11 protein-coding genes are annotated in these 12,964 nt (G+C 70.7%); 3 read left to right on the top strand and 8 right to left on the bottom strand.

Features of this window, described 5'->3' with window-relative positions; genetic code table 11:
* Positions 1–142: 142 nt before the first annotated feature.
* Positions 143–889 carry a transcriptional regulator FnrL gene (gene fnrL / locus DRV84_RS00600; protein WP_115977808.1) on the bottom strand — a complete coding sequence of 249 codons (747 nt, stop codon included), beginning with the start codon at positions 887–889 and terminating at the stop codon, positions 143–145.
* A 70-nt stretch (positions 890–959) separates the two neighbouring features.
* Here fnrL and hemN point away from each other — a divergent pair, with 70 nt between their 5' ends.
* Both hemN and DRV84_RS00590 read left to right on the top strand, forming a co-directional pair.
* A complete protein-coding gene (gene hemN, locus DRV84_RS00595; protein ID WP_115977807.1) occupies positions 960–2,315 on the top strand; it encodes an oxygen-independent coproporphyrinogen III oxidase in 1,356 nt (451 codons plus the stop codon).
* Between the two features lie 112 nt (positions 2,316–2,427).
* Complete coding sequence (locus tag DRV84_RS00590; protein ID WP_115977806.1) at positions 2,428–3,336, top strand: endonuclease/exonuclease/phosphatase family protein; 909 nt, start codon at positions 2,428–2,430, stop codon at positions 3,334–3,336.
* A gap of 16 nt (positions 3,337–3,352) precedes the next feature.
* On the opposite strand, the gene DRV84_RS00585 is transcribed toward DRV84_RS00590, so the two are convergent.
* From DRV84_RS00585 to DRV84_RS00565, 5 genes are all read right to left on the bottom strand, one after another.
* Positions 3,353–4,957: an ABC transporter ATP-binding protein gene (locus DRV84_RS00585; protein ID WP_115977805.1), complete on the bottom strand. Its 1,605-nt coding sequence runs from the start codon at positions 4,955–4,957 to the stop codon at positions 3,353–3,355.
* The gene (locus DRV84_RS00580; RefSeq protein WP_192881382.1) at positions 4,954–6,108 is read right to left on the bottom strand and encodes an ABC transporter permease; all 1,155 of its coding nucleotides are present in this window, start codon (positions 6,106–6,108) and stop codon (positions 4,954–4,956) included. Before DRV84_RS00580 ends, DRV84_RS00585 begins: the two co-directional genes overlap by 4 nt.
* 63 nt (positions 6,109–6,171) lie before the next feature.
* Complete coding sequence (locus tag DRV84_RS00575) at positions 6,172–7,257, bottom strand: microcin C ABC transporter permease YejB (protein WP_115977804.1); 1,086 nt, start codon at positions 7,255–7,257, stop codon at positions 6,172–6,174.
* A 7-nt stretch (positions 7,258–7,264) separates the two neighbouring features.
* Complete coding sequence (locus DRV84_RS00570; protein ID WP_115977803.1) at positions 7,265–9,226, bottom strand: extracellular solute-binding protein; 1,962 nt, start codon at positions 9,224–9,226, stop codon at positions 7,265–7,267.
* Between the two features lie 192 nt (positions 9,227–9,418).
* Positions 9,419–10,510: a c-type cytochrome gene (locus tag DRV84_RS00565; RefSeq protein WP_239994942.1), complete on the bottom strand. Its 1,092-nt coding sequence runs from the start codon at positions 10,508–10,510 to the stop codon at positions 9,419–9,421.
* 133 nt (positions 10,511–10,643) lie between these two features.
* Here DRV84_RS00565 and DRV84_RS00560 point away from each other — a divergent pair, with 133 nt between their 5' ends.
* A complete protein-coding gene (locus DRV84_RS00560; protein WP_115977801.1) occupies positions 10,644–11,483 on the top strand; it encodes a prephenate dehydratase in 840 nt (279 codons plus the stop codon).
* Positions 11,484–11,489: 6 nt separating this feature from the next.
* On the opposite strand, the gene DRV84_RS00555 is transcribed toward DRV84_RS00560, so the two are convergent.
* On the bottom strand, positions 11,490–11,945 hold the full coding sequence (locus tag DRV84_RS00555; RefSeq protein ID WP_115977800.1) for a hypothetical protein: 456 nt from the start codon (positions 11,943–11,945) through the stop codon (positions 11,490–11,492).
* Positions 11,946–11,950: 5 nt separating this feature from the next.
* Positions 11,951–12,916, bottom strand: coding sequence for an NAD(+) diphosphatase (nudC, locus tag DRV84_RS00550; RefSeq protein ID WP_115977799.1), 966 nt, complete (start codon positions 12,914–12,916; stop codon positions 11,951–11,953).
* Positions 12,917–12,964: the final 48 nt, after the last annotated feature.

Raw genomic sequence — 12,964 nt, 5'->3', positions numbered from 1 at the left:
GGCGCCCGCAGGGTGCGTGCGCGCCGCGCTCCGCTCCCTGGCAAGCCGCGTGGGCGTTACGCGTCCGCCCTCAGCCGCCATCGCCACACCCGAGGGGCCTGCGCACCACGCAGCCGCCGCCCGTGGCGTCACGCCGCGCGCGTCAGACCAGCAGCCCGCCGTCCGCGTCGTCGCCCGCTTCTTCCATGAGGCGGTTGAAATCGGGCACGGTCACGTGGCGCTTGCCCTGAAGCTCGATCACGCCGTCGCGCTTGAGCGCCGACATCTGCCGGCTCACCGTCTCGAGCGTCAGGCCGAGGTAGTCGGCCATCGCCTCCCGCGTGAGGGGCAGGTCGAAGACGAGCGGCCCCTGCGTGCCGCGCAGCTGCAACGACGCGTCACGCCGCGCGATGATCGACAGGAGCGACGCGATCTTCTCGCGCGCGGTCTTGCGGCCGAGCACCAGCATCCACTCCCGCGCGGCGTCGAGTTCGTCGAGCGTCATCTCGAGAAGCCGGTGCGCGATGTGCGGCGTGCGCTCGATCATCGCCTCGAAGGGCTTCTTGCGGAAGCAGCACATCACCACGTCGGTCGTCGCCACGACGTTGTAGGCCGAGGTCGTCCGCCCGGGGCGGCCGATGAAATCCGACGGCAGCATCAGGCCGACCATCTGGGTGCGCCCGTCCTCCATCGTCTGGCTCAGCGTCGCGATTCCCGACACCACGGAGGCCACGAAATCCATCCGGTCGCCGGACCAGACGATGGTCCGCCCCGGCTCGAAGGTGCGGTAGTATTTCATCTCCTCCAGCTGCGAGAGCTCGTCTCCGTCGCAGCGTGCGCAGACGGCTCGGTGACGGATCGGACAATCCGAGCAGTTCTGCGAGAGGGAGGACATCGGTTCATTCAGCATGTAACGCCTTCTTCGCGCGTGTTGATCTGGGTCAAAGCCCTTACGCTCCCTCCTGTCTAAGTGTAGTGACATGGTCAGCCGAACACAACTCGCAAAGCTCGGACTCTTCGACGCGAAGGTGCCGCGTTACACGAGCTACCCGACGGCCCCCCACTTCGGGGGCGGGGTCGACTCGGGCGTTTTCTCGGACTGGGTCGGCGCCGTGCCGGCCGGGGCGCAGATTTCGCTCTACATTCACGTGCCGTTCTGCCGTCGGCTCTGCTGGTTCTGCGCCTGCCGCACGCAGGGCACACAGAGCGACGCGCCGGTCGCGGCCTATCTCGAGGTGCTCAAGGCCGAGCTCGCCATGCTGCGCGACCGCCTCGCGCCCGGCGTGACGATTCGCCGCCTGCACTGGGGCGGCGGCACGCCGACTCTGCTGACGCCCGAGATGATGACCGCGCTCGCCGAGGCCACGGCCGAGGTCGCGCCCTTCTCGGATCCTTACGAGTTCTCGGTGGAGATCGACCCGAACGAGATCGACGGCCCGCGCCTCGACGCGCTCGCCGCCGCGGGGATGAACCGCGCCTCGATCGGGGTGCAGGACTTCGATTCGGAGATCCAGAACACCATCGGCCGCATCCAGGAGTTCGACGTCACGCGCGACGCGGTGGAGATGATCCGCGCGCGCGGGGTCGAGAGCCTGAACGCCGACATCCTCTACGGCCTGCCCCACCAGACGCGCGAGCGCATCACCGAGACGGTGCAGAAGCTCCTGTCGCTCTCGCCCGACCGGGTGGCGCTCTACGGCTACGCGCATGTCCCCTGGATGGCCAAGCGCCAGCAGATGATCCCGTCGGACGCGCTGCCGACGCCCGAGGAGCGGCTCGCGCTCTTCGACGTGGCGCGCCGGCTCTTCGTCTGGGACGGCTACGACGAGATCGGCATCGACCACTTCGCCCGGCCCGAGGACGGGCTCGGCGTCGCCGCGCGGACGGGCCACCTCCGCCGCAATTTCCAGGGCTACACCGACGACACCGCCGAGGCGCTGATCGGCGTCGGCGCCTCCTCGATCTCGCGCTTCCCGCAGGGCTACGCGCAGAACGCGCCGGCCACCTCCGCGCACACGGCGGCCATCCGCGAGGGGCGCTTCTCGACCGCGCGCGGGCACATCCTGTCGCACGAGGATCGCTGGCGCGGCCGGGTGATCGAGGCGCTGATGTGCGACTTCCGCGTGGAGGCCGACGAGATCGCGCGCGACTTCGGCGTGCCGCACGACCGGCTCATGGAGATGTTCCGCGCCGCAGACCGCGATTTCGACGGGCTTCTGGAGGTGACCGAGACAGGGCTCTCCGTGCCCGGTCCGGCGCGGCCGCTGACGCGGATGATCGCGCGCGCCTTCGACGCCTACGAGCTCGACAAGGCGGGGCACTCCCCCGCGATCTGACGGGGGGCGCTCATGAACGGGCGCTCTTGACGGGGGCGCTCGGCGCGCCCGTGCGGGCGCGTCTCGCGAAGAGGCCCGGCGACGGGCCGATGAGCGCGCGCAGGGAGGGCCGATGCGCGTCGCGACCTTCAACCTGCAGAACCTGCGCCTGCGCCACGGCCACTTCGACGGCGCGCGCGACATGGACGTGGAGACCGGGCCCGAGGCGGCCCGCCACGACACCGACGACCGGCGCCTCGGCGCGCGGCTGATCGCCGAGGCGGCGCCGGACGTCCTCGCCCTGCAGGAGGTCTTCGACCGCGCCGCGCTCGACGCCTTCCACGACCGCCTGCTCGCGCCGCTCGGCGGCCCGCGCTATCCGCACCGGGTCTGCCTGCCCGGCAACGACGGGCGCGGGCAGGACGTCGCCCTGATGAGCCGCCGGCCGCTCGCCGAGGTCGAAAGCCACGCGGCGCTCACGCCCGCCGACCTCGGGCTCGAGACGCCGCGATGGATCGATCCGGCGCGCCCGGTCTTTCGCCGCGACTGCCTGACCGCGCGGGTCGGGGCGCTCACCCTCTTCGTCTGCCACTTCAAGGCGCCCTATCCCCGCGCGAAGAAGGCGTGGCGGGTGCGCCGGCTGGAGGCCGAGGCGGTGCGCCGACTGATCGAGGCGCGCTTCGCCGAGCCGGCCGCGGCGCTCTGGCTGGTGCTCGGCGACCTGAACGAGCCCGCGGGCGGGGAGGCGCCCGCCATCGCGCCGCTGCTCGCGCCCTTCTCGGTCGACCTGCTCGGCCGGCTTCCGCCGGGCGAGCGCTGGTCGTGGCACGATTCGGTTTCGGGCGGCTACGGGCGGCCCGACGCGCTTCTGGCCTCGCCCGCGCTCGCCGGGCGCTTTGCGCAGGCGCGCCCGCGCCTCCACCGCGCCGGGCTAGGCCGCGAGGCGGAGCGCCACGCGGGCCGCCGGCTCGAAGGCACGGGCTGGCACCGCCCCCATGCGAGCGATCACGCCCTCGTCGCGGTGGAATTTCCGGGGCTCTGAGCGGCCCAGCGGGGCCTCAGGCCACGCGCCCCGGCGGATCGAAGGCCGCGGCGAGGAGCTTGCGGGTGTAGGCCTCGCGCGGGCGCTCGAAGACGGCCTCTGCGGGGCCGTGTTCGACCACGTCGCCGTCCTGCATCACCATGACCTGATGCGCCATGGCGCGCACCACGCGCAGGTCGTGGCTGATGAAGAGATAGGCCATGCCGTGGCGCGCCTGAAGCTCGCGCAGCAGATCCACGATCTGCACCTGCACCGTCATGTCGAGCGCCGACGTCGGCTCGTCCAGCACGAGGAGCTTCGGCCGCAGGATCATGGCGCGGGCGATGGCGATGCGCTGGCGCTGCCCGCCGGAGAACTCGTGCGGGTAGCGGTCCATCGTCGCGGGATCGAGGCCCACCTCGGCCATGACCTCGGCCACGAGCTTGCGCTCGTCGCGCCCCGTCTCGCGCATGCCGTGCACGCCGAGGCCCTCGGCGATGACCTGATGACAGGTCATGCGGGGACTGAGCGAGCCGTAGGGGTCCTGAAAGACGATCTGCATGTCCCGGCGTAGGCGGCGGAGCTTCTTCACCGACCAGGCGTTCACGTCCTCGCCCATGTAGGTGATGCCGCCCTCCGACCCGATGAGCCGCATGAGCGCCATGGCGAGCGTCGTCTTGCCCGAGCCGCTCTCGCCCACGATGCCGAGCGTCTCGCCCGCGCGCACGCTGATCGTCGCGTCGTTGACGGCCTTCACGTGGCCCACGGTGCGCTTGAGAAAGCCCCGCTGGATCGGGAACCAGACCTTGAGGTTGTCGGTGCGCACGACTTCCTCGGCGGCGCGGGCGACGGGCTCGGGCGTGCCGGCGGGCTCGGCGGCGAGCAGCATCTGCGTGTAGGGATGCCGGGGCGCGGCGAAGAGCGCCGCGGTCTCGCCGCTCTCGACGATCTCGCCGTCCTTCATCACGCAGACCCGGTCCGCGATGCGCCGCACGATGCCGAGGTCGTGGGTGATGAAGAGAAGGCCCATCCCCTCCTCCGCCTTGAGGCGGGCGAGAAGCTCCAGGATCTGCGCCTGAATCGTCACGTCGAGCGCGGTGGTCGGCTCGTCGGCGATCAGGATGTCGGGCCGGTTGGCGAGCGCCATGGCGATCATGATCCGCTGGCGCTGCCCGCCGGAGAGCTGATGCGGATAGGCGCCCAGCCGGCTTTCCGCCTCGCGGATGCCGACACGCTCGAGCAGGTCGAGGATTCGATCGCGCGCTGCGTCGCCCACCACCCCCTGATGCAGCGCGAGGCTCTCGCGCAGCTGCTTCTCGATGGTGTGGAGCGGGTTGAGCGAGGTCATCGGCTCCTGAAAGATGAAGCTGATGTCGTTGCCCCGCACCCGGCGCAGCCGCGCCTCGTCGGCGCCGATCATCTCCTGGCCGTCGTAGGTGACCGACCCGCTCACCTCCGCCGCCGGGCCGAGGAGCGAGACCGTCGAGAGCGCCGAGACCGACTTGCCCGAGCCGCTCTCGCCCACGAGCGCGACGGTCTCGCCCTTGTCCACCGAGAAGGAGACGCCGCGCACGGCGCGCACCGCCTCGCCCTCCTGGCGGAAGGTCACGGAAAGGTCGCGGACGGTCAGCAGCGCGCTCACTTGAAGGTCTTCCTCGGGTCGAAGGCGTCGCGCACCCCTTCGAAGATGAAGACGAGCAGCGACAGCATGATCGCGAAGGTGAAGAAGGCGGTGAAGGCGAGCCACGGCGCCTGCAGGTTCTGCTTGGCCTGAAGGGTCAACTCCCCGAGCGAGGGCGCCGAGGACGGCAGCCCGAAGCCGAGGAAGTCGAGCCCCGCGAGGGTGGCGATGGTGCCGGTGACGATGAAGGGCAGCATGGTCAGCGTCGCCACCATGGCGTTGGGCAGCATGTGGCGGAACATGATCGTCCAGTTCGAGACGCCGAGCGCCTTCGCCGCGCGCACGTATTCGAGGTTGCGCGCGCGCAGGAACTCGGCGCGCACCACGCCCACGAGCGCCGTCCAGCCGAAGAGCACGGTCAGCAGGACCAGCAGCCAGAAACTTCGCCCCAGGATCGCGAAGAGAATGATGATGATGTAGAGTGCCGGCGTCGCCTGCCAGATCTCGATGATCCGCTGGAAGATCAGGTCCAGCAGCCCGCCGAAGAACCCCTGCACCGCGCCCGCGACGATCCCGATGGTGGAGGCGAGCACCGTGACGATCAGGGTGAAGAGGATCGACAGGCGGAAGCCGTAGATGATCCGCGCGAGCACGTCGCGCTTCGTGTCGTCGGTGCCGAGCAGGTTCTCGCCGTTGGGCGGCAAGGGCGCGGCGCCGGGGCGGTCGACCACCGTGTCGTAGGCGTAGGGAATGGGCGGCCAGAGCAGCCAGCCCCTCTCGATCTCGGAGCCGTTCACCACGCCGTCGCCCGCGTCCTCGATCAGCGCCTCGGGCTCGATGAAACAGTCGCCGAGCCCGCCGGTGACGATCAGGCACTGCACCTCCGGGTCGCGGTAGATCGCCTCGGTCTTGAAGTCGCCGCCGAAGGCCGCCTCGGGGTAGAACTGAAAGACGGGCATCCGGATCTCGCCCCGGTAGCTGACGAGAATCGGCTTGTCGTTGGCGAGGAACTCGGCGAAGAGCGACAGCCCGAAGAGCACCGAGAAGACGATCAGCGACCAGTAGGCGCGGCGGTTGGCCTTGAAGTTGCGCCAGCGCCGCTGGCTCAGCGGCGAGAGCCAGCTGCGCTTCTGGGGCGGCGCGACCGGCGCGGGCGCCATGTGGCCCGGCATCCGCTCCTTGTAGGGGACCGCCTCCTCGGTGGGGGTGACGTCGGGCGCGCGCTCCTGCATGGCTCAGCCCATCCGCTTCTCGAAGTCGATGCGCGGATCGACGGCGACATACATCAGGTCCGAGATGATGCCGACGATCAGCCCGATCAGGCCGAAGATGAAGAGCGTCCCGAAGATCACCGGGTAGTCGCGCGCCACCGCCGCCTCGAAGCCGAGCCGGCCGAGACCGTCGAGCGAGAAGATCGTCTCGATGATGAGGCTCCCGGTGAAGAAGACGCCGATGAAGACCGCCGGGAAGCCCGCAATCACGATCAGCATCGCGTTGCGGAAGACGTGACCGTAGAGCAAGCGCCGCTCGCTCGCGCCCTTGGCGCGGGCGGTGATGACGTATTGCTTCTTGATCTCGTCGAGGAAGGAGTTCTTCGTCAGCAGCGTCAGCGTCGCGAAGGCCGAGATCGTCGAGGCCGCCACCGGCAGCGCGATGTGCCAGAAGTAGTCGGCCACCTTGCCCAGCAGGCTGAGCTCCTCCCAGTTCTCGGAGGTCAGCCCGCGCAGCGGGAAGATCTGCAGGTAGCTCCCGCCCGCCAGCAGCACCAGCAGCAGGATCGCGAAGAGGAACCCGGGGATCGCGTAGGCCACGATGATCGCCCCGCTCGTCCAGTGATCGAAGGGCGTGCCGTCCTTCACCGCCTTGCGGATGCCGAGCGGGATCGAGACCAGGTAGGCGATCAGCGTGGACCAGAGGCCGAGCGAGATAGAGACCGGCATCTTCTCGAGGATGAGTTCCGTCACGCCGATCTTTCGGAAGTAGCTCTCGCCGAAGTCGAGGCGCATGTAATCCCAGAGCATGCCGAAGAAGCGTTCGAGCGGCGGCTCGTCGAGGCCGAACTGCGCCTCGAGCTCCTCGATGAACTCCGGCGGCAGGCCGCGCGCGCCGGCGTAGCCTTCGAGCTCCTCGGCGGACGACGCGCCCGCGTCCTCGCCCGCGCCGGCGAAGCCCTCGAAGACGTCGCCCTGCCCCTGCATCTGCGCGATCATCTGCTCCACCGGGCCGCCTGGCACGAACTGCACCAGCGTGAAGTTGATGACCATGATCCCGAGCAGCGTCGGGATGATCAGCAACAGCCTGCGGAGGATGTAGGCGCTCATGCCGGGATCACCTCAGCGCGCCGGCGTCGCGCAGCGCCTCGGCGCCCTCGGCGTCGTACCACCAGAAATCGAGCGTGCCGAGCGCGTAGGGCGGCATCTCCTCGGGGTGGGCGTATTGATCCCAGTAGGCGACCCAGTGGCTGTCGTTGTACCAGACGGGGATCATGAAGAACTCGTGCCGGAGCACGCGGTCGAGCGCCATGAGCGCCGCCGCCTCCTCCTCCCGGCTGTCGGTCTCGAGCGCCGCCTCGATCACCGCGTCCACCAGCGGGCTGGCGAGGCCCGCGGGGTTGAACAGGCTGAACTCCGCCTCGCGCGAGCCGTACATCTGCATGAGGCCGGTGCCCGCCTGCAGGAAGGCGCGGTAGTTGTCGAAGATCAGGTCGTAGTCCCGCTCGCGCGAGCGCAGCGTGTACTGCGAGGGGTCGATCCGCTCGACGGTGATGTCGACGCCCATGCGCTCGAGGTTCTGCGCGAAGGTCTCGACCACCGATTCGAGCGTCGCGGAGGAGGACGAGGAAATCGGGAAATCGAGGCTCAGCACCTCGCCCTCGGCGTTGCGGCGCATGCCGTCGTCGCCCACGGTCCAGCCGGCCTCATCCAGAAGCCCCATCGCGCGGCGCAGGTTGCGCCGGTCGATCAGCCGGCCCTCGCTCGAGGAATGGGCGCGCCGCGCGGGCTCCTCCAGCACGGCCTCGGGGATCTCGACGCCCTCGAGCGATTGCAGGAACGCGCGCTCCGCGCCCTCGGGCGGCCCCTCGGCCATGAGCGGCGTGTCCTGCACGAAGGAATGGCGCTGTTCGAAGAGCCCGTACTGCAGCGAGGCGTTGGTCCATTCGAAATTGTAGGCGAGCGAGATCGCCTCGCGCACGCGCTTGTCCTGAAAGACCTCCGTGCCGAGGTTGAAGACGATCCCGGTCGGCGTCGGCGGCGTGCCGTCGGGCAGCTCCTCCAGCACGACCTGCCCCGCGTCCACCGCCGGAAACTCGTAGCCGGTCGCCCATTTGCGCGAGTTTCCTTCCGCGCGGAAGGTGTAGACGCCGGCCTTGAACGCCTCGAAGGCGGCGTTGTCGTCGGCGAAATACTCGACGCGGATGCGGTCGAAGTTGTGCCGGCCCTTGTTGATCGGCAGGTGCCAGCCCCAGTAATCCGGGTTGCGCCGGTAGGTGATGGAGCGGTTCACGTCCACCTCCTCGACGATGTAGGGGCCGGAGCCCACCGGCGCCTCGAGCCGCGGCTCGTCGAGGCGCGCGCCGGTCTCCTCGAACCAGCGCTGCGACCAGACGGGCACCCCGCCCACCTGATCGATGAGCGAGCGGCGCGAGATGCCCTCGGCGAAGGTGAATTTCACCGTGTGGTCGTCCAGCGCCTCGGCCGAGAGAACGCGGCGAGACACCGCCTGCGCGTAGCTCGGAAGGCCCTGATCCAGCAGCAGCTCGTGGCTGAACACCACGTCGTGCGCCGTCACCGGCGTGCCGTCGGAGAACCGCGCCTCGGGCCGCATGTGGAAGATCGCCCATGTCTTGCCGGGGTCGTATTCCACCTTCCACGCGAGCAGGCCGTAGGCCTCCCCGATCCGGTCAGCGGGCAGGCCCGCGCCGCTCGCCGGCATGCTGCCGAGGAGCGACTCGTACATCATCCACGAATAGCGCCCGGCCCGGCCCTTGCGCGAATAGGGGTTCATCGAATCGAAGGTGCCCGGCGCCCAGAGCGAGATCTCCCCGCCCTTGGGCGCGTCGGGGTTCACGTAGTCGAAATGCTCGAAATCCGGCGGATAGCTCAGCTTACCGAAGAAGTTGTAGCCATGGGTGACCACGACCTCCTCGGCGCCCTGCGCCAGCGCGGCCTCGCTCGGCTCCGGCGTGAAGCGCGGCGTCTCGGGCGCGCTCCAGCCCGCGCCGGCGAAGGCCGCGATCGCGGCGGCGAGGGCGAGCGCGCGGCGGGGGCGCGAGGCGCGGGATGCGGGCATGAAGCGGGTCCTCCGGCTGCCGGTCACGGGTCTTTCGCCTGCACAAGATGGCGCGCCCACGCTAGATTGCCACATCCCGCCGGTTCAAGTTGCGAATGCGTGAGCCGGCCCTCCGGACGCATCGGGCGACCATACGAAAACCGCCGCGCCCGGGGTGCGGGCGCGGCGGCGAATGCGTTCCCGAGGCCTGCCTCAGTTTTCGAGCGACTTGAGCCAGGCGACGAGGTCGGCGCGGTCCTGCATGTCGCGCAGCCCCGCGTAAGCCATCGTCGTGCCGGGCGCGTAGTCGCGCGGCGCCTCGAGCCAGGCGTTCATCTCGTCGACCGTCCACTCGCCCTCGGGCAGCGCGCCGGAGTAGCGGAAGCCCTCGACCGAGCCAATCTCGCGGCCGATGATGCCGACGAGGTGCGGGCCGACGCGGTTCTGCTCCTGATCCGCGACGTGGCAGGCCTGACACTGGCGGAAGACGCTCGCGCCGTTGTCGACGTCGCCGTTGGCGACGGCCTGCGCGAACTCGGACATTTCGCCACCGCCCGAGGCGTCATCCGCCGCGGCGGCCATCTCGGTCTCCGCCGGGGCTTCGTCCGTGGTCTCTTCGGTCGCCGCCTCTTCGGTCGCCGCCTCTTCGGTCACGGTTTCCGTCTCAACCGCCGCCATCTCGGTTTCTTCCGCGGCGGGAGCCTCCTCGGTCGCGGCCTCCTCGGTCGCGGGCGCCTCCTCGGCAGGTGCGGCGGCCGCTTCGGCCTCGGGCAGCTCCGCGCCCTCGGTGTAGCTGTAGAGATAGGCGATCAGATTGGCGCGATCCTCGGCGTCAGCGAGGCCGCCGTAGGCCATCGAGGTGCCGGAGGCGAACTCGCGCGGCGCTTCGAGCCAGGGATCGAGGTTTTCCCAGGTCCATGCCCCCTCTTCGGGCAGCGCGCCCGAATACCGGAAGCCGTCGATGGAGGCGATCTCGCGCCCGATCAGCCCGTTGAGGTGCGGGCCGACGCCGTTGCGCTCCTCCTCGATCGCGTGACAGGCGGCGCACTGGCGCCAGACGCTCTCGCCGGCCGAGGCGTCGGCCTGCGCGACGAGCTGGACGAAGGGCGTTTCCGGCTCCGCCACCTCTTCGGCGTCCGCGGTTTCGGTTTCGGCCGCCGCCTCTTCCTCTCCGGTGTCGATCACGTAGGCGGCCGTCTCTTCGCCGTAGGTGCCGACGCGGTAGAGCGACTCGGCCGCCCATGTCCCCAGAAGGAAGATCAGAAGCGCCCCGCAGAAGCCGCCGAGAACCTTCGTGAACGTCATCGTGTCTAGCATGGGTCGCCGCCTCTCCCGGTGTCCGTCGCGCGGTATCTATAGGGTTCCACCCTCGGGGCGCAAGGTGTAGAGGGCGCGACCAAATGGCCCCCTCGGGGGGGATCTTTTACGGACGGCGACCATGACCGCACGCATCGCGTTCCAGGGCGAGCCCGGCGCCTACTCGCATCAGGCCTGTCACGACGCCCGCCCCGAGCTCGAGGCGCTGCCCTGCCGCACCTTCGAGGACGCGATGGAGGCGGTGCGCGACGGCTCCGCCCAACTCGCCATGCTGCCGGTGGAGAACTCCACCTTCGGGCGCGTCGCCGACATCCACGCGCTGCTGCCGGGCTCGGGGCTGCACATCGTGGACGAGGCCTTCGTGCGGGTGCACATCAACCTGCTCGCCCTGCCCGGCACGCCGCTCGAGCGGATCGAGCGCGCGATGAGCCACACGATGCTCCTCGGGCAGTGCCGCAACTTCCTGCGCGCGCACGGAATTCACCGCGTCACCGGCGCCGACACCGCCGGCTCGGCGCGCCACGTCGCCGAGGCGGGCGAGCCCGCGCTCGCCGCGCTCGCCGGCGATCTGGCCGCCGAGATCTACGGGCTCGACGTGCTCGCCCGCCACATCGAGGACCAGAGCACCAACACCACGCGGTTCCTCGTCATGGCGCGCGAGCCGGACCTGACCCGGCGCGGCGACCACGGCATGATGACGAGCTTCGTCTTTCGCGTGCGCAACATCCCCGCCGCGCTCTACAAGGCGCTCGGCGGTTTCGCGACGAACGGCGTCAACATGACCAAGCTCGAAAGCTACATGGTCGGCGGCTCGTTCCACGCGACGCAGTTTCACGCCGACATCGAGGGCCATCCGGAGGACCCGTCGGTGCGCCTCGCCCTCGACGAGCTCGACTATTTCACCGACACGCTGACGATTCTCGGCGTCTACCCGGCCCACCCGATGCGCCACGAGCGCTGAGGCGGCTCAGCCGACCTGCGCCTCGAGCCGCCGGGCGTAGGCCTCGAGCCGCGCGGCAAGGCCCGCCTCGATCCGCTCCCGCCTGAGGCGCGCCGCCTGCATCACCACCCGCCCGGCGAGGCCGCGCGGCTCCGGCGTGAGCACCACGCGCAGCCGCGCGCCATGCCCCGAGGCTGCGAGCGCGAGACGCGTCGTCGCGGCGACGGCCTCCCCCCGGCTCTCGAACAACAGGAGCTCCGGCCGCGCGACCCGCGCGAGGCGCACGTCGACCGAGTGGCGCCGCCCGGCGAGCGTGAAGGCGAGGCGCCAGCGCGCGCCCTCGGCCGTGGGCGGCGTGGCGTCGAGGCGCGCGACCTCGAGCGCGCGATGCCGGGCGAGATGCTCCATCGGCGGCAGCGCGGCGAGCGCGTCGAAGGCCGCCCCGGGCGCGAGCGCGACCTCCGTCTCGGCTTTGATGCGCATGCCGCTCAGTCCAGCCGGTCGGCGAGCCAGGCGCGCAGCAGGAACTCCGCGATCGCGCCCGGCCGCGGCGCGGACAGCCGCGGGTGCGCATGGGCGAAGACATCCTGCAACTCGCGCCGCGTGATCCAGAGCGCGTCCTCGAGCTCGGTCGGATCGACGCGGATCTCGGCGCTCACCGCCTCCGCGTGGCAGCCGATCATCAGCGAGGCGGGAAAGGGCCAGGGCTGGCTCGCCATGTAGCCGACGCGCCCGACGCGGATGCCGCTTTCCTCGGCGACCTCGCGGCGCACCGCGGCCTCCACCGTCTCGCCCGGCTCGATGAAGCCGGCGAGGAGCGAATACATCCCCTCGGGAAAGCCCGGCGAGCGGCCGAGCAGCGCGTGATCGCCGCGCGTCACCAGCATGATCGCCACCGGATCGGTGCGCGGGAAATGCGCCGCGCCGCAGGCGGTGCAGCGGCGCATCCAGCCGGCGCGCTCCGCCGCGCTGGGGGCCCCGCAGCGGGCGCAGAACCCGTGGCTGCGGTGCCAGCCGAGAAGCCCGCGCGCCGTCGCCGCGAGTTCCGCGTCGCGCGGGGCGAGGGCGACCATGTGCGTGCGCAACTCGGCGAAGGCGTGATCCGCGGGCAGCGCCGGGTGACGCTGCTCGCTCGGGTCGGCGAAGGCGCCGAGCGTCTCCGGCACGCCCTCCGGCGGCACCCAGGCGGAGAGATCGGCGGCGAAGACCGCCGCGCCCGCCTCGCAGCCCAGAAGCAGGTCGGTCGCGGCCGTCGCCAGCGCCGGGTGACCGAGCGGCAGCCGCGCGAGCCGGTCGCGCCGCGCCCCGGCGAGGAGCGGCTTGCCGCGCCAGAGCGCGACCGCCCGCGCCCGCGGATCGGCCCGCGCCGCCGCCAGCGCGGCCGGATCCGTCCGGAGCGCGTCCGCCCGGTCGAGCGCCGAGCCGCCGAAAGTGACCTGTTCCGCGATCCGCATGGGCGTGGGTTTCGCACGGCGGGGCGGCGGAAGCCAGAGGCCCAGAGA

The sequence above is a fragment of the Rhodosalinus sediminis genome (assembly GCF_003385555.1).
Classification (GTDB): Bacteria; Pseudomonadota; Alphaproteobacteria; order Rhodobacterales; family Rhodobacteraceae; genus Rhodosalinus; species Rhodosalinus sediminis.
The sequence above is the reverse complement of the archived record's forward strand: the minus strand, read 5'-3'. Positions and strand labels throughout refer to the sequence as shown.